Raw genomic sequence first — 17,942 nt, 5'->3', positions numbered from 1 at the left:
ACAGGTTCTCCATGCTCTTCATCGAAAAAATGCCGACCCGCTACGATGCGGGGGCGGCGACCGTGCTCGCGGGTGAAACGACGGTCACGCCGACCAATGCGGCATGGCACGGCAATATCTGGGGCGACGACCTGTTTTTCCTGCCCTCGCAGCCTTTGGTGCCGCCGGTGCGTATCGATGCGGTCAACGACGATGGCACGCTGACGCTGTCGCTGCCGTGGCCCGGGGTGGATGCCGAGGAAGCCGACTACGAGATCCGCTATATCGGCAGCATCGAGCGCTCGACAGCCCAGTCCCGCCGTGTGCTGGAACAGCTGGGCGACGTGAAGTCCTGGGCCGATGTGTTCGTCGCCACCGATGCCGATCGCCTGGCGCTGGAAAGCGCGGGCAATCCGTTGCGCGCCGGTTTCCGCGTTCTGGTCATCGAAGACGGCCTGATCTGGGCCAAAGCCAGCAGTGCCTATGATGACTGGCTGCCGCCGGCAGAGTTTCAGGGGCCGCAGGGCGGGCCGGGGCCACTGACGGAAATCAGCTTCGGTCCGGTGACGACACTCAATCCGGGGCAGCCTGCATCCGTGGCGGTGGTGGCGGTTGGTGAAGCTGCCGTACGGCTCGACTTCTCGCTGCCGCGCGGACAGGACGGCACGGGCACCGGCGACGTCGTCGGCCCGGCATCGTCGGTCTCGGGCCGTATCGCGCTGTTCAGCGGCACGAGCGGAAAGGTGCTGCAGCAGGCTGGTCTGTCAGTCTCGGACTTGGAACCGGCGCGGACACGGCCCACAACACCCGAAAAGCAGACCGGCGTTGGGACTACGCCGCGCGGCTGGGCGGCGGAAGATGTTGCGCAGGCAATACTTGCGCAGTCACCGTCGCCAGCAGACCTTGAATTCACCGTCTCGCAGCTGGCCTTGGCGTTGGCAGATGCCAACAACGTGGCGCTTTTCCTTGGCCCGAATGGCAATCGCTTTGCCGATAGCTTCGACGCGCTGACCTATGTCGATGTAGCTGGGGCGACTAATCTAGATACTGGCACGGCCGGGCTGCTCAAGCCTACGGTTGCGATAGCGAACTCTCTAGCATCACAAACTTTGAATAACGATCCCTTTGGCTTCGCTGGCGCCACCGTAAAGCAGCTAGTTGGTGCGTCAGTATTGACTACAAATGGGTCAAGGGTGCGGGTCACGGTTCAGGGAAGCGCATCAGGCCTCACGATTAGTGGCCTTTATATCGGTAATCGCGATACTGCTGGCGATAGCTGGGATGCATTAAGTCTCACACCGATCACCTTTGCAGGCGTTGGCTCGCTAACCCTCGGTGCAAATCAAAGCATCGTATCAGATTGGATCACGTTTGCGTTGGACGAGACAAAGGATCTGATTTTCTCGTTTCACGTGTCCGCGAACGATTTCAAGCAATTAGCAACGGGTTTGAGTGGTTCTGATTACAATCGCTTCTATAAGGTGTCGGCAAACGAAGCGGCTGTTGCAAACGCTTCTGGTTATACCGCCACGGCTGGCACACTGGCGCTTATCAGGCAGATTGAAGTTCAAACTGGATCGAATAACGCGATCGTCCGCTCTGCTGCGTTCACTGCTGCTGCGGTGCCGACCAAAATGAAAGCGCTGATCAATGTTCGCGAGGCCGATGCGGCTGTTGCTGGCACGGATTACTTTCTGGACTGTAGTCGCGACGGTGGCACGACCTGGACGGCCATGGTGCTGACCGAGCGCTATACCTCGGGCAATCTGCGCGTTGTCGAAGCAGCCGAGACCGACGTGTCGAGCCAGCCCAGCGGCACTGCGGTCAGGTGGCGCTTCAAAACCCTTAACAACAAGAACGTCGAGCTACACGACCTCTACCTGTACTGGAGCTGATGATGGCCTACCTTCGCGATCCCGAGGTTCTGGCCTCACAGCCCTACCATGTCTACCGGTCGGTCTTCGTCGCCCGCATGGAGCCAGAGGAGGCCGAAATCCTCGAGGGCGTTCTCAACAGCCAGGAGAGCGCCAAGCTGCGGCTGCTCTACAATGCGGTGGACTATTTCATGTCCGACGACATGCTTTTCGTCGTGCTGCATGCCACCGTGGCCACGGCGCTGTCGCTCGATGGCGGGGCAACGCCGAACATGGCCCGCGCCGACGAATTGCTGGCGCCGGGTTAGCGCCTCCTTCTTCTAAGGATTGATGTCCTCGGCCTCGAACCGCGCGACCCTGCGCGCAACGATGCGGCCTTGATCGTCCTTCACGGTCACCCGCACCGTGCTGAGTTCAGCGCTCGGGCGGACGTCCATGGCCATCTCGTGGAAAGCTTGATTGGCCTCTCGGCGTGCGTGCTCGACGGTGTCGAATTCGCCGGTGACGAAATCTGGTTCGGTTTCTTCGTCGCTGCGCTGTGTCTCGAACGTGAACTTCGGCACTGTGAGCCTCCCTTGATCGGTCTGCGACCATAACGGGAGGTGAGGTAGTCAGTTGCCCACCGATGTCGCTCTGACACGTGGGATTGAACTCACATCACATCGGGCGGTGTCGCTCTCAGGAACGCGCCTTCCGCCAACCTGCCGCGCGCGCTTCGGCCTCGGAGCAAAACCATCGTTCACCGTATTCGGGGCGAATGGTGGTCTCGGCATAAAATTCCTGTCCAGGGACGTGGTAGATGCGCTCACCGGTGTTGACGCTGATGTTCCCCTTGATGTCGCACTGCTGCCCGATATTCGCGACCGCCGTCGAAAACATCGGCGACCCGCGATCAGGTGCTGAAAAGGTGAGATACCCAACAAAGCCGACAGCTGTCGCAGCGGCAACAAACAACAAGTCTCGCATGGCGTTCCCCTAGACTTCCATAGGCGCATTCAGAACTGCGCCGCGCAAGACCAGCTTCGAACGCTGGTGAATCCCTTCTTTCAACATCGATAGGTGATCCCATGAACTTCATCGGGACCGGGCGCCGCCTTGCTCAAGGCGACGTCGGTGATGCTGCGCGCGCCAGATCCTAACCAACACCCACCCAACATCACAGGAGGCCGCTATGGCCAAAGGCAACCTTCAGCGCTGCCTCGATGTCGTATTCCCTTTTGAAGGCGGATACGTCGACCACCCGCGCGACCCCGGCGGCGCCACGAACATGGGCATCACCTTCGACGTGCTGCGAAAATGGCGCGGCAAGCCGATCACGAAGCAGGACGTGCGCGACCTGACAAAGGCCGAGGCGGAGCAGATCTACGCTCGGAACTACGCCCGTCCGCTGCATTTCGACGACCTTCCCATTGGCATCGACCTGACCACGCTGGATTTCGGCATCAATAGTGGCGTGAGCCGATCTGCCCGTTATCTGCAGGCGGTGGTCAGCGCGAAACAGGATGGCGTAATCGGCGAGGCTGACACGCTGCCCAAGGTCAAAACTGCCAATCCCCGTGACGTCATCAAGAAGCTCTGTGCGCGTCGCCTGTCGTTTGTCCAGAGCCTGAAGATCTGGGACACGTTCGGCAAAGGCTGGTCGCGCCGCATCGCGCATATGGAAGCCACTGCGCTATCGTGGGTTTCCAGTAAGTCGCAGCTTGAAGCAGATGCCAAGGATGCGCGCAACAAATCTGCCGGGCAGGGCACTGTGGCGGTCGGAACAGGCGCCGGCGGCGTCGGCATCGATCAGGCCGCAGGCGCACCCGTTGGCATTTTGTTGGTCGTGGTGGCCGTGGTCGCAGGCGTGTTCATTGTCCGCGCCGTGATTAACGGGCAGCGCGCCAAGGCGCTGGCAGAAGCGGCGGCCAATCAGGCCTAACTGAGCAGTCGCTCCGCACAAAGCTCGCCTAGGCGATACAGAAAACCGGTTGCAGCGATAGTCATTGCCCAAGGCAAGGGCAGCCACTTCGGAAACCAGGCTTTCGGGGTGCTTCGCTTCGCCATCGGCAGACTCCGTCATTGAAAAAACTCATGACGAAGAGCGCTCCGCTTATGTGCGCTGATTTGGTTGCCGGGTCAAATCGGGACCAACAGAAATCACAGCCGCACCGTGGATTACCTGTCAGTTATTCAACAGGAACAACCATTTTGGAACCTCAAAACATGACCCCTTATCTTCGTATCCTGCTGCGCTACGCAGCGGGTTTTCTCGTCGCGCGAGGCATTCTCGGCCAGGACTTGGCGGATGTTCTCGCCGGAGATCCTGAAATCATGGCTATGCTGGAAATCGGCGCCGGCGTCGCAATCGCCGCTGCTGTTGAGGGATGGTATCGGCTCGCCAAACGGATGGGTTGGACGACGTAATGCTCCGCACCATTTTGGACTGGCTCGGTGGCGGCGTTCTGCGCCAGTTCACCGGGCCGCTGTTGCAGGCCTATGAGGCCAAGCTGCGGGCCGACAATGACGCCGACCGGCTTACGGCCGAGCAGGCCGCAACGCGCATCGAGGCAGCGCGCGACATTGCGTTGGCAGAGGCTGGTCGCGCCTGGTCGGCGACGTCAGTGGGCCGTTGGCTAATCGTCGTCCCGTTCGGACTGTGGTGGGCAGCGATCTACCTGGTGCAGATCGTCAACCCTTGGTTTGGGCTGGATCTGGTTGTGGTCGACGTGCCCGCCAAAATCCACGACATGGCCTTGGTGCTTGTACCAGCCATCGTCATTGCCGACGCCGGCACCTTCGCCATTCGGAGACTGCGCGCATGATCCTGACCTGGGAAATCGTCGCGGCCTTCATTGTCGTCGGCGGCGCCATTGCCGGTGGGTTCTGGCGCATCTGGGGGCTGATCGACCAAGCAAAAAAAGACGCCGTGGTTCGCGCCGAAGCCGCCATTGCGCTGGCAGGTGTGACCCGCGATGAACTGGCGGCGCACAAGCTGCATGTCGCCGAAACCTACACGACAAAGGCAGGGATGGCCGAGCAGACGTCGCAAATCATGAAGGCCATCGACGGCGTGTCTGGAAAGCTGGACCACCTCAACGGCCGCATCGACGGGCTGATGAAGCCGGCGGCTCCGCGGAGCAGGGCGGGGGGTTAGGGCGCCCTCAGATCTAACACTCCAATCCTGCAATCGCCGCATCGACCTGCGTGAAATAGGAATCCAATTTTCCGGCAGTCCGGAATTCATCTGCCACCATGTAGATGTCCATCGGAACAAAGCCGTGGGCGATTAGCAGGCCTCTAGCGTTGACTTCGTCTTCGCTCAGTTGTCTGATCTTCGAAAGCCACTGACCATACGGCCCACCAGGTGCCCACCCGTAGTCTTGCGTAAAATCGGTGGACTTCCTGAAACCTTCAACCGCCATCGCCACGTTGAAAACTTCCTGCTCATAACTAGTGCAAGCAATTGCGGGTGAAGTCCCAATGATGAGCGCAGCAACTATGGCTGCCAGCTTCTTTTGCCGGATCATTTTCCCGAATTCCCTCCCAGTTGGCGTGTGCTTCATCCTCGTCTAGGTAACAGCGTTATTCAACGCGAAAGACCAAGGATGGAAAATTGCAGGAGCTGCGCGCCTACACCACAAAGCAAATGGGCGACGCATGCGAAATGCTTGTCGCGGCCGAGATGACGCTTGCGGGCGTGCCTGCGCTTAAAGTGCCAGACAACTGGCCCGGCTATGATGTCATTGCTCAGCCACTCGGTTCAGCGCCGCAGCGAATTTCGGTTAAGTCCCGCACTTATAAGCGTGGTTCGGCATATATCGGATATCAGGATTACGATGTTTTCGATTGGATCGCGTTTGTGATCCTCCCGGGCGCCCAGCATGCCTACCGTGCGATCTACATCATTCCAAGGTCTGTGGTGGAACCGCTGTCACGTCGCGACAAGCCGACCAGCAAGACGGCCGCGGAGCGATATTTCCGTATTGATGATGTTGACGCTAAATTTGCGGGATGGCGCAACAATTTTGCCCTAAGCTCCACACCTCTTCAAAGTTAGTCGCTGCCAAGACCGCCGCCGTTACGGCCGAGGTCGCGGGCCTGACCGTCGTCGTCGCCGAACTAACAGCGGTACTGCGACATTGCCATGCAGCAGTAGCGCAAGGGCCGACGAGCAGGCGCTGATTTTCTTTGGCAGTGGGTCAGCAGCGGCGGAAAGTATACGAAATCACGAGCTCATCACCATACGGACCATGGCGGCTGTGTTCCTTGCTCCCAGTTTGTCCATAACCCTTGCCCGATGAACCTCGACCGTCCGGGGAGAGATGCCTAGACTTCTCGCCATTTCCTTGTTGGAGCAGCCGTCCGTGATGTGCTGCAGAACTTCGCGCTCTCGGGGCGTGAGCTGGTTGAAGCCACGGACAACAACACTGCGCCCTCCATCTGGGTTTGCGGTTACCAGGACATCTTTTTTGAAGATGGCGCGAACACAACTCGATAGAGCTTCGAAGTCGATTGGCTGACTGAAGACGTCTGCCGCCCCATGCTTCATCGCGGAGATGGCCGAGGGTAAATCGAGCTGGCTCGCGATCATTATGGCCGGTAAACCTTCTCCGTTGCCCTTCAGAATACTCAACACAGCGAGGCCGCTGATGTCGGGCAGGGTCAGGGCAATAATCGCCAAATCCGGCATTCTTCCTTTCAGTCCATTGATGGCCTCGACGCCAGACTGGAATGCGACAACTTCAAAGCCCTCCAGCCGCAAGAGACGAGCCAAGCTTTCTCTGCTCGCAGTGTCGGCCTCAACGATATGAATGAGCTTCCCGCGTCGCGCACTCGCCGGCAGAACTGTATCCTTGTCCATTCGTAAGCCCCCGTAATTGCTCATCAGTAGAATGCGCTAAGTGGGGCAGTTCGAAAATTGTGGCTGGCCACATTAGGGTTTTGTTCGCCACCCGGGTTTTTGATCGTACCTATCCGGGTTCGCCACATCGGGAGTGGGCATCTGCGACTAACATCCCAATTGCACTAGATACAGATTCGTTACATGTTGCGCCGCGGCGAGATGGAGCGGAGCATGCTGGGGCAGTTCTGGTATCAGCGCAAATCCAGCGACAGCGACGTGGTTGTCCACCTGAAATTGGTGGACGGTCACTCGATGGCGAAGGTGAGTGCTCCCGAGCGCGACATAGAGAAGCTCGTTGCCTTTGGCGTCGCGCTACCCCCATTTGATGATTACATGCAGCTGCCTTTCGCGCTCAGCTATGCCGTGTTGATCGCCTGCTACGGCCCCTTGAACCTCACCATCTCCGGGGACCAAAATGCCTGGCCTGACCAATGGGGGAATCTGCTGGATGGCCAGTTCCGCGAGTTCCGTATTGCAGCCCCTATAGGACGGACAGCCGGATAGCTTTGGCAACAGCGTGAACGCGGTTGTTTGCACCAAGCTTCTCAACGGAATGACGAACATGCGTCTCCACGGTGCGTTCCGAGATTTCGAGCGCCATGGATATTTCGATATTCGAAAGTCCTTCAGCGGCCATCGTCATCACTTGCCGCTCTCGCTCTGACAGGGGCTTTATCAAGGTAAGTCCGCCGGCTTCCACAATGGCTTCAGCCTTCGCACGATAGGCCTCCATTGTTTGGGTCATGCCCAGATATCCTTGGAAGTTCCCCTCATCATCCAGGCGTGGCACGCCGTGTCCCCAAACCAGCTGGTAGTTTCCGGCCTTCGTCCTCATACGGTATGAAACCCCATACTCCGCAGCAGAGTCGTTCGCGTCGAAGAATTTGCGCCGCACGCGAGCAGTGTCGTGGGGATGAACAAAGCTCAGCCAGTCGAAGCCGACAGGTAAGGCTGGGTCCACCCCTGCGAAGTCTCGCCATGCAGAACTGAAATAGAAAGCGTATCCATCAGAGTCTGTGATCCAGCCGAGGATCTTGGTTTCTTCAGCAATCTTGCGAAAGTAGGAAGTCTTCTCGTCCCAAATCACTTCCCGATTCATTTAGTGCTGCCTTTGAGTCAATGACTTAAGTGCTGCGTCCTATCATAGGTTAATACAAGATTTTTTGGTTTGACAATATGTTAAGAAGACATGCGTCTGGAATTTACAATTGGCGCATTACATCGATTTAGCATATCTCGTCGGGGGCGGGCCAAGTGTAGTTCGGCATCGAGTTTGACGCAGGGTCATCTTTGCAGTTCGTTCTCGTAACGCGCTGGGATAAGTTCCACGCATCGTAGCGCGACACTCGGCGGACACGCCCTCGGACGCCCGCGTTTCGGGTCAATGTTGGTCAGAACTCAGTGACGCTGACGTTGCCGGTCAGTCGCACGCTGGTAGAGACGGACCATGTTGGTGCTGCCAGGCTGATCGGACCAATAAACCCGGCACACAAGATTGCGCGGCACACCTGCGCGCGTCAGGTCCATACCCAACGCCAAGCGTGCCGCTTCCTCGGGTGACTTAGCACTCTGATGCAGCTCGTTGGCTTCCGACCGTCTCATATCGACCACCCGAAACTCGCTCATGGCCGCATCTCCTCTGCCGAGGGCCGAGCAATGGGGATGAACTGCCATTCTTCTTGATCGCCCGGACGGTCCCATCTTGCGATGGGCTCTCCGCACTGGCTGCAGTTCATCACTGTCCCCGGCACCAGGTTACGTGTGCAGATTTCATTTGCGTGCCCGCAGGAAGAACACGGAACAGACTGATGCGACATGGCCTACCTCTTCGATGATATGGCGGAAGCTTCAACCTTCTGGTTTGAGCACTTAGGGTCGCCGCCGAGGCGACCCACAGACCTTAGGAAAAGTGTCAGAGGTAGCAATTTAACTGGGTTAATTCGGTCGTGGGAAGAGCGGAGGCCGAATGGGATCCACTGAGGCGGCAATTCAGGCAGGCTCATTTCCCTTCCGGCTTGTTCCTATTATGTTCACGGTGTAGGAGTCGGAACCTTGCCACCTGCGAGGTTCCGACATGATCATCGAAACGCTTCACGACATTAAGGCCCAAGGTCACGTCCTTTGGGCCCTTTGCCGCCACCCAACATGTCGAGCTCGGCAGGCTGTGGACCTGGATCGTCTCATTCAGACAATAGGGCCTGCGCAGACTTTGGTGCCTGATCGATCTGAGGCACATTTCACCGACCGGATGCGCTGCCCGGCCTGCAAGCGCCGGGGCATGAATCTCTGGATTGACCCACAGCCAGCAAAGCTGAAGGTCCACGCTCCAGCAAAGCCGTCCGTCGAGCCCAATTATCGGGTTGTCGATGGTGGCGACACCTACCCCTATAGCCTCGATAAAACGGTAGCGACGGCAGACAACCTCATGGTGGCGCGCGGCGCCTATGTGGCCGCGGCCCTGTTTCATCCAAAGCGTCGGATTGTCCTTCGCCAAGGGGCGTTTGTGATCGAGAACAGCAAAGAGGGGCAGCCGCCCAAGCCCATGACGGCTGAAGACTTCAAGGCGATGATCGACGCTGAAATGGGCCTGGCAGGGGTGCCTACAGAGAATTGAGAAGCGGCATCTTTGTGTCGGTGCCTTCATAGCGGCTGTTGTTCACAGCGCGGCTGACGCGGTGGTACTCGAGCTGGTTATCGATTTGCGCGTCGAGCAGCAGCGCCTTCGCGTCCGTTCCTTGGATCTCGGTATTTAGCCAGGTGCCGTAGGCCTCTGGTGACAGTATGATCGGCATCCGTCCGTGAATGTGCGCGATCTCCGGAACGGCCGGCGCGGTGATGATGGTGCAGCTGGTCACGCCCAAGTTGTCGTTGTGGGCCCAGATGCCGGCGAAGCTGAAAGGTGCGCCGCCTGGCAGCTGCAGCAACCACGGGTCTTTGCCGCCGTCCTCTTCATTCTTGGTCCACTCGAAATAGCCATCGGCGGGAATCAGGCAGCGGCGCGACTTGAAGCCTTCGCGGAATGCGCCTGAGGTATCGACAGTCTCGATGCGGGCGTTGAACATGGCCGCCTTGGGCAATTCCTTGGCGAAGAACGGCACCAGCCACCAACGGCCGCGATCGAGCTCCATCTCGCCAGCCTTATCGAGGTGAACGAAATCGACTTCTTGCGTGGGTGCGATGTTGAAGCGGGGCTGCATGTTGTGTGGCGCGACTGGGAATAACTCGTCGCTCAGGCTGTAAAGCGCATGGAGCTGTGCCCAGGTATACTCCGCGGTGAACCTTCCACACATCAGCGCTTCCCTTCAAAGCCTCGAATAGCGTTGGCGCAGCAAACCACAGGATATCCGCCGATGCCAGCGGTGTACCGCTGCCGGAACTGGGGCCCGTGGTGAGTCGTTCAACGCCTGCGTTGTTGGAGGATACCATGGCCGCACGAGCGATTTGGAAGGGATCAATCAAGATCGCGGAGCTGGTGTGCCCGGTCGCGATGTACACCGCCGCCACGACCTCTGAACGCATCTCCCTGAACCTTGTGAACCGGGACACCGGCAACAGGCTTCGTCGCGTCTACATGGACGAGAAGACAAAAAAACCTGTCGAAGCCGAAGATCAGGTGAAAGGGTATGAGGCTAGCCAGGGCAAGCACGTGATCCTAGAGCCAGAGGAGATCGCGGCTGCGGTTCCAAACAGTGACAAGGTGCTGACTGTCGATAACTTCATCAGCTGCGGCCAGATCGAAACCACGTTCTTCGACAAACCCTATTATCTCCTCCCGGCCAACGATGCTGCGGAAGAGGCTTTCGTGCTGGTGCGCGAGGCACTGAAAAAGAGCAAGGCTGCCGCGATTGCCCACACAGTTCTCTTCAGACGGTTGCGGCCGGTGTTGATCCGGGCCCATCGCAAGGGGCTGATCGCGACCACCCTCAACTTCGACTATGAGGTGCGGTCCGCGAAAGCTGCTTTCAAGGACATTTCTGCCCGAAAAATCGACGCCGAGATGATGGAGTTCGCCCAGCATATTCTCAGCAAGAAGGCGGGCAAGTTCGATCCCAGCAAATTCGACGACCGCTACGAGCAGGCACTGGCAGATCTGGTCAAGGCCAAGATCGAAGGCCGCAAGATCATACCCTTCAAAAAGCCAGAGCCGACCAAGCCCAACAATCTGCTCGAGGCCCTGCGCATGAGTGCCGGCGGTGAGGAAAAGGTCGAAAGCAAGCCCGCCAAGCGGTCAAGGAAATCGAGTGCTGCGAAAACAGAAAAAGCGGCGCCGCGCAAAAAGGCCAGCTAGCGCTTTGCCTTCTTGGTCTCCTCAGGCTTTCCTTCCAGACTGCGCTTGAGCGCTTCCATCAGGTCGATGACGTTCGTGGCTTTGGGCGCCTCGTCTTCGCCGTCGTCGCTGGGTTTAGCCCTCGCCTTCTTTTTGGATGGGGACTTGGACTTGATGATTTTCAGCAGCTCATCCTGAACCGGGTCCTCCACCATGGTTTCAGACCAGCTGGTGGTACGATCTTCGATGATCTTCTGAACCATGCCGAGCATCTTGCTGTCGACCTTATGGTCGTCCACCTTTTCCCAATACTCGTCCTCGTCACGAACCTCGTCGCCGAACCTCAGGGTCCAAAGTATGATGCCCTTGTCCCACGGCTGGAGCATCACTGCCCGCTCGCGATTTCCAATGACCAGGCGGGATATGCCCACCACGTCCTTTTCCTTCATTGCCTGCTGGATGACACTGAAAGCTTCCTCTCCGACGTCGTCTGCCGGCACAACGAAGTAAGGACTGTCGAAGTAGACCCACTCGATAGAGTCGGCCGGCGCGAACTCATCGATATCTATGGTGCGCGCGCTTTCCAGTTGGACGGAATCAAGGTCCTCGTCCTCCAAAATGACGTACTCGTCTTCAGCCTTGGCGTAGGCGCGCGCCTGATCTTCCTTGTCCACGGCCTTGCCGGTTTTGGCATCCACATACTGGGTGTAGATCCGGTCGCCCGTCTTACGATTGATCGTGTGGAAACGAACCTTGCCGCCCTCGGTCGTCACCGGCGAAAGCGTCACGGCGCACGTGACCAGGGAGAGCTTAAGGTATCCGCGCCAATAGGGTCGAGCAACCATGTCTGCCTCCAAGGAACGCGTGGCAAACGTATGACTGGCTCCTCATGTTCCGTAGGCTGATCAGCACCAGAATTCGCGACCATTCGGCCAGCGTCGCGCCAAGCCCTCAGAGATCAGTATGTCGCCGACATCGCGCCCACCGATCTTGATCGTGGCCAGCACTCGGCCGTAACGGTCGGTGCCGCTAGTCTGGACCGTGAAGGCATTGTTATTAAGCAGGTCCAGCAAGCGTCGACTGGCGCGATTGGCAAGCTCGACCTCGGCTCGGCCGCCGCAGATGTCGTTGTAAGGCTCGGGGGTGTCGTACGATTCGAGTCGCAGGTTCATGCCGTCGAGCCATATCGTGTCCCCATCAACCACACAGGTGTGGCGGTCGCGTCCGCACATGTTGAAGTGGGCGGTGCGCTCTTGGGCGTGGGCAGGGAACGCGAAGACGAGCGACAAGAACAATGCCGCGAACGCCGAAAGTGCTGGTGCGCTATTCATGCTGAGTAGTTGCCTCTTTGGCTTCACAATTTGCGTAACGCTCTGCATCTTCGGAAAGACTTGCAACCTCCCGCGTGAAGTCATTGAACTCGTTCAGATACCTTTGCAAAGACGCCACATAAGCGTCGATATCTGAAAAATAGCGGTCGAGTTCCCACTCTTCGCAGGTGTGACTGGCGCTATAACTGTAGCTCGACAGGCAATACGGAACATTAGGGCGGCTAAAAGACCCGGGAGGGTCGGGCGGCCCGAAATTGAACGGCACAATTGGTGACATGCAGAATGCGTGCGCTGGCAGGGACGCAAAAGCCCACGCCACCAAACAAAAGAACGGCGCCTTCACGACTTAGGTCGCTGTACGCGCGGGTTGATGGAATCGAAGACTTCCTGTGCGCGGAAGGCGCTAACCGGCAATTGCTCTCGCGGTCCCGGGGTGAACACTCGTATCATCAGGTCTTCGCCCGGCTTCACGATGTTGTAGCTGTAGCCAGGCGAGTACGTGCTGTAGGCGGTGTTCCCGTAGAAATTCGTGTACATCGTGCCGGCAGTGCGCTGGGTAGACACTCGCGTTGTGTCGTTGCCCGATAGAATGATGAAGTGCGTTTTGCCCGCGGATAAAGTTGTTTCCGCAGCCTTCAGCAGCGAATAATCTTGGATAGTTGTGGCGTCTGTGAAGCCATTACCGCGAGAAGAAATCCGGTAGACGTCGCTGGTAACGGGCGAAGCTGAAACGCCCCCAGCCAGCCCCATATCGCTGTAGGTAGTAGAGCAGGCGCATAGGACTGCAGCTGTGCCGAGCACAGCAAATAGGCGAGTAAGCATAGTGAAGCCCCCTTCATATGCCGGCTAATCAATATCAGCGTACGCCGGGAGACAAGTCGTTATCTTCACTCTTCATTAACGTTCGGCGCTTTGAAGGACTTCACGCGTCGCACCGTTTGGCCGGATGTGGGTTCCCTACCTACGGTTTAAACCGAGCGCTTGATCCTTTCAGCCGCGGCCTTCCCCTCTCTTGTAAGCAGCAATTTAAAGAAGTAGCCGCTCGGCTCGAGATACCCCCGTAGCCCCAGCTTCTCAGTTGTAGCAACGCTTACGCCAGGTACGTCACCTTCTTTGATTGGTTCGTTGCGGCCGTGTAACGCTAGAAGCAATCTGATCTCCCGTTTACCTAAGGGAAGATCAGGGTTGAAGTCGCTGTTCGCCGTTGAGTGCGGCAAGGTAGTCGACGACCGTCGCGCATCGTAAGAGGCCTCCCAGCGCGCGTATTCATCCGCAGCCGCAGCCGGCGGAGCCGGTTGATGCCAAGGCTCGCCAGCCGCGGCGCGCTCGATCTGTGTGCGGCTCCATCGATTCAGGCCCGGCACCTGCGGAGGCATGCTGCCTGCTTTGACGTAGTTTGCGAATGTACTGGCCGATACGCCTAGGAGCGCTGCCGCTTGTGCCTTGGTCAGCAGGAGAGGGGTGTCAGGCATTGAATTTCCAGACCGCGTGATCCAATTCTAACCACAAGATAGCGAATTAAGGCGGGTCGGCGCGATCGCGCGCAAGCAAGAAACTCTCACCCGCAGGCCTCACGGTCGGCGGGTGTTTTTTTGTGAGCTACCTACCCGAGATCGTCCGCGGCTATGGCGGAGCAGAGAGAATGGTGTTGCCCAGCGGGCCCTTGAATTCAGGCGGCAGCGCGGCATCGAGTTTGCGGGTCAAGATGAGAGGCGAAGGCTGCAACCTGCACATTGATGTGCCCTTTCATTGAGCGCCAGCCGATTCGCTGGCACCACAAAGCTGCATCCAAGATGGTTGGGGGGGCGCAATTGCACCTCGCGCGCGAACGCACCACGGCCGATAACGTTCCTGTGGTCAAGCGCCAAAACGCGAAGTTGCGTCCCCCCGGTGGGGAATTTTAGCTTTTCGGAAACTATGGGAAGTGCATTCTAGTCCGCGGGCGTAGCAACCCGGACCAGTGACGCAAGATACCCTTGGCGGGGTAAACTTGCTGAGCGTGAGAGCCTTGGCGGGCTCAACAGCGCAGGCATGCGACTTGGCGGTCGCTGCAGCTCGGTATCACTGATACCGGGGGCGGCACGCCATGTCCAGAGCGAAAGCTTAAAAGCGCGTCGGCTTGTCTCACTGGCAAGTTGCTAACCCCCGGTTCCGGTGACGCACACCGGTCAGGCCGTAGCAAGCCAAACCAGTGAGAAGACAATGACCATTTCCAAAATCGTCCCCATCCGCGATGTGATGCCGATTGGTAAGCCGCAGGATCCGCCGCCAGCAGCCAGACGCTGCGGCGCCAATACGCCCGTGACGTGGGGAGACCTATATTTGATTTTCCACGAAGCAGGCCAAGCGTCCCTTGCCGAGACGGTCCTGGACAAAATCTTGACCATCGATAGCGCGGCTTAATGGCCAACTCATAAGGCCTCACCAGCCGACACACCCCCGCGCCGCCGACACCACCGGCATCTACAGGCGCGGGGTTTTGCGGCGCTGATTCCGGATTCTGGTCGCCCGCCTTGGGGTTTTGTTGCAGATTGCAACGAAACTATCTGTGCCCGTTCCGTCCGCTCAATCCACTCCGCAACCTGTTCATCGCGTTCAAGTGGTGTCAGGCTACCAGCCAAACATCCACCCCGCCCGAGTAACCGTCTGAACGGGGTTTTGATTCCGATATGGCAATTCCCATATCGCCCAATGGCCCTCGGCACTGCCGAGGTCGGAATCCCGACCACGAACCGGGCATTTCCGGCTCTCTCCAGGGGTGGTGACGAAAGCATGGGAAATCGCCGCTTATTCCTGCCTTTTCAATGAGTTATGGTGGTGACGCGCTGTGGCCGGCGTTCGATGACCGAATACCGTAAGCGTCACGCATGGCGGCCAACCACCTTATGAAAAAACTTAGGGCGCCAATGGCGCCCTCTGCATTTTCTACAGCGATTTCAGCTAGTTATGCCGGGAAATTGGTGGAGGGGACTGGATTCGAACCAGTGTAGCCTGAGGCGTCAGATTTACAGTCTGATGGATTTAACCACTCTCCCACCCCTCCACATTTTCGGGCAGGAAACGAAACGCGCTGGCGTTTTCGTCGGGCGGTTTATGGTGGGCTGTCGCAAAGGTGTCAACACCCTTGCACGACTCTCCCGCAAGAATTTGGTTCATCACGCATTTTGTGGAAAGCTTCGCGGTGGCACACTTGCCATAGCCGCCCGGTTCAGGCTAATCGGAGCGAGTGGCTTCGCCTTCGGGCGGGTATAGCTCAATGGTAGAGCAGCAGCCTTCCAAGCTGAATACGCGGGTTCGATTCCCGCTACCCGCTCCAGTTCCTCCCGCATCGTTATCTGAGAAGTGCGCGCAGTTCGTTCTGGACGCGCCGCATTGGTGCGAGAAACAGTCGGGGCAGTTCGGTGATGTCGGCCTGGGTGGCGGGCAGGCCGATATTGAGCGCGGCGACCGTCGCGCCACGGGCGTTTAGGACGGGGATGGCGATCGAGCGCAGTCCGAGTTCCACCTCCTGGTCGATCAGGGCGAAGCCGTCGCCGCGGATGCGCTCGAGTTCGGCCATGATGGCACCGATGTCGATCAGGGTGTGGCGGGTGCGCGCCGTCAGCGCAGATCTCTCGAGAATCGCCGTGGCCTCGCTTTCGGGCAGGGCGGCAAGCAGGATGCGTCCCATCGACGTGCAGAAGGCGGGCAGGCGCGAGCCCGGCATCAGGCTGATCGACATGACCTTGCGTTGCGCGGCCCGTGCCACATAGACGATTTCGGCTCCATCAAGCACCGACACCGATGAGCTTTCGCCCAGCTCGCTCGACAGCTGGTCGAGATGCGGCTGCACGATCTGGGGCAGGGGCATGGTGGCAAGGCAGGCTGTCCCGAGGCGCAGCACGCGCGGTGTCAGCGTGAAATACTTGCCGTCATAGTCGGCATAGCCCAGGTGCGACAGCGTCAGCAGACAACGCCGCGCCGTTGCCCGGTCGAGGCCGGACGCTGCGGAGACTTCGGATATGGACTGGCGTGGCTTGTCGGCCGTGAACGTCTCGATGACCTGAAGGCCTTTGGCAAGACCGCCCATGATGTCGCGTTCCAGCATTAGCACCACCATTTGTGCGATAACTCAACAAATGCAGCATATCGCACAAATGGCGTTGCGGACAGGGGAAGGCTGCTCTTATCTCCAAGCCATTCAAAACGCGGTATGGCGGAAGGAGTGCGCGCATATGGACAAGACAGTTCCCGACCTCGCCACGGCAGTGGCAGGCATCGAGGACGGCATGGTGCTGATGGTTGGCGGCTTTGGCGGCTCCGGTGCACCTATCGAGCTGATCCATGCGCTCATCGACCGCTTCAAGGCCACCGGTAGCCCGAAAAACCTGACGGTGGTCAACAACAACGCCGGCAACGGCCGCATCGGCATCGCCGCGATGATCGACGCGGGCATGGTCGCCAAGATGATCTGTTCCTTCCCGCGCTCGGCCGATCCGCGTGCCTTCACCGAAAAGTATCTGGCGGGCGAAATCGCCCTCGAGCTGGTGCCGCAGGGCACGCTGGCAGAGCGCATCCGTGCTGCCGGCGCCGGCATTCCGGCTTTCTACACCCCAGCCAGCTACGGCACCGATGTCGCCAAGGGCAAGCCGGTCGCCGAGTTCGATGGCAAGCACTACGTCCAGGAGCGCTGGCTGAAAGCCGACGCGGCGCTGATCAAGGCGGAACTTGCCGATACGATGGGCAACCTGACCTATCGCAAGGCGGCGCGAAATTTCTCGCCGCTGATGGCGGCTGCGGCCAGGGTGACCATCGTGCAGGCCACGCAGGTGGTCGCCCCCGGCGAGATCGATCCCGAACAGGTGATCACCCCCGGCATTTTCGTCAATCGCGTCGTCGAGGTCGCCGATGCCAGACAGGAAGAAGCCCTGATGCGCGAAGGAGTGGCCTACGCATGACCAGCAAGCTTTCCAACGCCCAGATCGCCTGGCGCGCCGCGCAGGACATCGAGGACGGTGCCTATGTCAATCTCGGCATCGGCTTTCCCGAAATGGTCGCCAAATTCCAGCCGCCCGGGCGCCAGGCCATCTTCCACACCGAAAACGGCGTGCTGAATTTCGGCGAGGCACCACCGGAAGGCCAAGAAGACTGGGACTTGATCAACGCGGGCAAGAAGGCGATCACGCTCAAGCCCGGTGCAGCCTTCTTCCACCATGCGGACAGCTTCGGCATGGTGCGCGGCGGCCATCTCGACGTCGCCATCCTCGGTACCTACGAAGTCGCTGAAAACGGCGACCTAGCCAACTGGTCGACGGGCCCCAAGGGCGTTCCCGCCGTCGGCGGCGCCATGGACCTGGTGCACGGGGCCAAGCGCGTCGCGGTCATTACTGATCACGTGACCAAGGACGGCAAGCCCAAGCTGGTCAAGACCTGCACCCTGCCGCTGACCGGTGTCGGATGCGTTACGCGTGTCTACACAAGCCTGGCGGTTCTCGACATCGAGTGTGGGCGTTTCGTCCTGCGCGAAAAGCTGGCCGCCATGAGCGTCGATGAGTTGCAATCGGTAACCGGCGCCGAACTGGTGCTGCCCGACACGATCGGCGACCTCGTCGCCCCGGAGCTTTGAG

General features: G+C 58.9%; 25 protein-coding genes and 2 tRNA genes. 14 read left to right on the top strand and 13 right to left on the bottom strand.

The window, feature by feature from the left end:
• Window positions 1–11 precede the first annotated feature (11 nt).
• Window positions 12–1,874, top strand: a complete 1,863-nt coding sequence (locus CCK88_RS06530; RefSeq protein ID WP_086469661.1) for a hypothetical protein — start codon at window positions 12–14, stop codon at window positions 1,872–1,874.
• Window positions 1,875–1,876: 2 nt separating this feature from the next.
• Window positions 1,877–2,161, top strand: a complete 285-nt coding sequence (locus CCK88_RS06525) for a hypothetical protein (protein WP_140048906.1) — start codon at window positions 1,877–1,879, stop codon at window positions 2,159–2,161.
• A gap of 12 nt (window positions 2,162–2,173) precedes the next feature.
• On the opposite strand, the gene CCK88_RS06520 is transcribed toward CCK88_RS06525, so the two are convergent.
• On the bottom strand, window positions 2,174–2,416 hold the full coding sequence (locus CCK88_RS06520) for a DUF6894 family protein (RefSeq protein ID WP_086469659.1): 243 nt from the start codon (window positions 2,414–2,416) through the stop codon (window positions 2,174–2,176).
• A gap of 115 nt (window positions 2,417–2,531) precedes the next feature.
• Window positions 2,532–2,732 carry a sunset domain-containing protein gene (locus tag CCK88_RS06515; protein ID WP_086469658.1) on the bottom strand — a complete coding sequence of 67 codons (201 nt, stop codon included), beginning with the start codon at window positions 2,730–2,732 and terminating at the stop codon, window positions 2,532–2,534.
• Between the two features lie 292 nt (window positions 2,733–3,024).
• Between CCK88_RS06515 and CCK88_RS06510 the strand changes: the two genes are divergently transcribed.
• The 4 genes from CCK88_RS06510 (at window position 3,025) to CCK88_RS06495 (ending at window position 4,989) form a co-directional block, all read left to right on the top strand.
• Entirely contained in the window at window positions 3,025–3,774 is a 750-nt protein-coding gene (locus tag CCK88_RS06510) for a glycoside hydrolase family 108 protein (protein ID WP_086469657.1), read from the top strand.
• 152 nt (window positions 3,775–3,926) lie between these two features.
• Window positions 3,927–4,259, top strand: coding sequence for a hypothetical protein (locus CCK88_RS18655; RefSeq protein ID WP_244557442.1), 333 nt, complete (start codon window positions 3,927–3,929; stop codon window positions 4,257–4,259).
• Complete coding sequence (locus CCK88_RS06500; protein ID WP_086469655.1) at window positions 4,259–4,657, top strand: hypothetical protein; 399 nt, start codon at window positions 4,259–4,261, stop codon at window positions 4,655–4,657. Before CCK88_RS18655 ends, CCK88_RS06500 begins: the two co-directional genes overlap by 1 nt.
• The gene (locus CCK88_RS06495) at window positions 4,654–4,989 is read left to right on the top strand and encodes a hypothetical protein (RefSeq protein WP_086469654.1); all 336 of its coding nucleotides are present in this window, start codon (window positions 4,654–4,656) and stop codon (window positions 4,987–4,989) included. Before CCK88_RS06500 ends, CCK88_RS06495 begins: the two co-directional genes overlap by 4 nt.
• Window positions 4,990–5,002: 13 nt before the next feature.
• Here the strand turns inward: CCK88_RS06495 and CCK88_RS06490 are convergent, their stop codons facing one another.
• Window positions 5,003–5,362, bottom strand: coding sequence for a hypothetical protein (locus tag CCK88_RS06490; RefSeq protein WP_140048904.1), 360 nt, complete (start codon window positions 5,360–5,362; stop codon window positions 5,003–5,005).
• A gap of 86 nt (window positions 5,363–5,448) precedes the next feature.
• Here CCK88_RS06490 and CCK88_RS06485 point away from each other — a divergent pair, with 86 nt between their 5' ends.
• On the top strand, window positions 5,449–5,892 hold the full coding sequence (locus CCK88_RS06485; RefSeq protein ID WP_086469652.1) for a hypothetical protein: 444 nt from the start codon (window positions 5,449–5,451) through the stop codon (window positions 5,890–5,892).
• Between the two features lie 168 nt (window positions 5,893–6,060).
• On the opposite strand, the gene CCK88_RS06480 is transcribed toward CCK88_RS06485, so the two are convergent.
• Window positions 6,061–6,696 (bottom strand): response regulator transcription factor, encoded by a 636-nt coding sequence (locus tag CCK88_RS06480; protein WP_170926377.1) that lies wholly within the window; start codon window positions 6,694–6,696, stop codon window positions 6,061–6,063.
• A gap of 213 nt (window positions 6,697–6,909) precedes the next feature.
• Here CCK88_RS06480 and CCK88_RS06475 point away from each other — a divergent pair, with 213 nt between their 5' ends.
• The gene (locus CCK88_RS06475; RefSeq protein ID WP_140048903.1) at window positions 6,910–7,242 is read left to right on the top strand and encodes a hypothetical protein; all 333 of its coding nucleotides are present in this window, start codon (window positions 6,910–6,912) and stop codon (window positions 7,240–7,242) included.
• Here CCK88_RS06475 and CCK88_RS06470 read toward each other — a convergent pair.
• Together CCK88_RS06470 and CCK88_RS06465 are read right to left on the bottom strand one after the other, a co-directional pair.
• A complete protein-coding gene (locus CCK88_RS06470) occupies window positions 7,220–7,837 on the bottom strand; it encodes a LuxR C-terminal-related transcriptional regulator (protein WP_086469649.1) in 618 nt (205 codons plus the stop codon). The genes CCK88_RS06475 and CCK88_RS06470 overlap by 23 nt on opposite strands.
• Window positions 7,838–8,136: 299 nt before the next feature.
• Window positions 8,137–8,364, bottom strand: a complete 228-nt coding sequence (locus tag CCK88_RS06465; RefSeq protein WP_086469648.1) for a hypothetical protein — start codon at window positions 8,362–8,364, stop codon at window positions 8,137–8,139.
• 448 nt (window positions 8,365–8,812) lie between these two features.
• Between CCK88_RS06465 and CCK88_RS06460 the strand changes: the two genes are divergently transcribed.
• Window positions 8,813–9,352 carry a hypothetical protein gene (locus tag CCK88_RS06460; RefSeq protein ID WP_140048902.1) on the top strand — a complete coding sequence of 180 codons (540 nt, stop codon included), beginning with the start codon at window positions 8,813–8,815 and terminating at the stop codon, window positions 9,350–9,352.
• On the opposite strand, the gene CCK88_RS06455 is transcribed toward CCK88_RS06460, so the two are convergent.
• Window positions 9,339–10,028, bottom strand: a complete 690-nt coding sequence (locus CCK88_RS06455; protein ID WP_086469646.1) for an SOS response-associated peptidase — start codon at window positions 10,026–10,028, stop codon at window positions 9,339–9,341. The genes CCK88_RS06460 and CCK88_RS06455 overlap by 14 nt on opposite strands.
• Before the next feature lie 134 nt (window positions 10,029–10,162).
• On the opposite strand from CCK88_RS06455, the gene ku (CCK88_RS06450) reads away from it, so the two are divergent.
• Window positions 10,163–11,026, top strand: a complete 864-nt coding sequence (ku, locus tag CCK88_RS06450; RefSeq protein WP_086469645.1) for a non-homologous end joining protein Ku — start codon at window positions 10,163–10,165, stop codon at window positions 11,024–11,026.
• Here the strand turns inward: ku (CCK88_RS06450) and ku (CCK88_RS06445) are convergent.
• Genes ku (CCK88_RS06445) through CCK88_RS06435 form a run of 4 tightly spaced genes read right to left on the bottom strand, consistent with a single transcriptional unit; the run spans window position 11,023 to window position 13,158 of the window.
• The gene (gene ku, locus CCK88_RS06445; RefSeq protein ID WP_086469644.1) at window positions 11,023–11,850 is read right to left on the bottom strand and encodes a non-homologous end joining protein Ku; all 828 of its coding nucleotides are present in this window, start codon (window positions 11,848–11,850) and stop codon (window positions 11,023–11,025) included. The two genes, ku (CCK88_RS06450) and ku (CCK88_RS06445), sit on opposite strands and share 4 nt — an antisense overlap.
• 60 nt (window positions 11,851–11,910) lie before the next feature.
• On the bottom strand, window positions 11,911–12,336 hold the full coding sequence (locus tag CCK88_RS06440) for a thermonuclease family protein (RefSeq protein ID WP_086470846.1): 426 nt from the start codon (window positions 12,334–12,336) through the stop codon (window positions 11,911–11,913).
• Entirely contained in the window at window positions 12,329–12,679 is a 351-nt protein-coding gene (locus CCK88_RS18210; RefSeq protein WP_140048901.1) for a hypothetical protein, read from the bottom strand. Before CCK88_RS18210 ends, CCK88_RS06440 begins: the two co-directional genes overlap by 8 nt.
• Window positions 12,676–13,158 (bottom strand): CC0125/CC1285 family lipoprotein, encoded by a 483-nt coding sequence (locus CCK88_RS06435; RefSeq protein WP_086469643.1) that lies wholly within the window; start codon window positions 13,156–13,158, stop codon window positions 12,676–12,678. The genes CCK88_RS18210 and CCK88_RS06435 overlap by 4 nt, the downstream gene beginning before the upstream one ends.
• A 1,380-nt stretch (window positions 13,159–14,538) precedes the next feature.
• Here CCK88_RS06435 and CCK88_RS06425 point away from each other — a divergent pair.
• The gene (locus CCK88_RS06425; RefSeq protein WP_140048900.1) at window positions 14,539–14,739 is read left to right on the top strand and encodes a hypothetical protein; all 201 of its coding nucleotides are present in this window, start codon (window positions 14,539–14,541) and stop codon (window positions 14,737–14,739) included.
• A gap of 555 nt (window positions 14,740–15,294) precedes the next feature.
• On the opposite strand, the gene CCK88_RS06420 is transcribed toward CCK88_RS06425, so the two are convergent.
• A tRNA-Tyr gene (locus CCK88_RS06420) sits at window positions 15,295–15,379 on the bottom strand.
• A 199-nt stretch (window positions 15,380–15,578) separates the two neighbouring features.
• On the opposite strand from CCK88_RS06420, the gene CCK88_RS06415 reads away from it, so the two are divergent.
• Window positions 15,579–15,652, top strand: a tRNA-Gly gene (locus CCK88_RS06415).
• A gap of 15 nt (window positions 15,653–15,667) precedes the next feature.
• On the opposite strand, the gene CCK88_RS06410 is transcribed toward CCK88_RS06415, so the two are convergent.
• Window positions 15,668–16,423 (bottom strand): IclR family transcriptional regulator domain-containing protein, encoded by a 756-nt coding sequence (locus CCK88_RS06410; RefSeq protein ID WP_210189906.1) that lies wholly within the window; start codon window positions 16,421–16,423, stop codon window positions 15,668–15,670.
• Between the two features lie 127 nt (window positions 16,424–16,550).
• On the opposite strand from CCK88_RS06410, the gene CCK88_RS06405 reads away from it, so the two are divergent.
• On the top strand, window positions 16,551–17,273 hold the full coding sequence (locus tag CCK88_RS06405; protein WP_086469640.1) for a 3-oxoacid CoA-transferase subunit A: 723 nt from the start codon (window positions 16,551–16,553) through the stop codon (window positions 17,271–17,273).
• Window positions 17,270–17,941 (top strand): 3-oxoacid CoA-transferase subunit B, encoded by a 672-nt coding sequence (locus CCK88_RS06400; RefSeq protein WP_086469639.1) that lies wholly within the window; start codon window positions 17,270–17,272, stop codon window positions 17,939–17,941. Before CCK88_RS06405 ends, CCK88_RS06400 begins: the two co-directional genes overlap by 4 nt.
• Window position 17,942: the final 1 nt, after the last annotated feature.

The organism is Devosia lucknowensis (genome assembly GCF_900177655.1).
In the GTDB taxonomy this organism is placed as follows: Bacteria; Pseudomonadota; Alphaproteobacteria; order Rhizobiales; family Devosiaceae; genus Devosia; species Devosia lucknowensis.
Note: the sequence above shows the minus strand (reverse complement) of the source record. Positions and strands in the feature narration are given on the sequence as shown.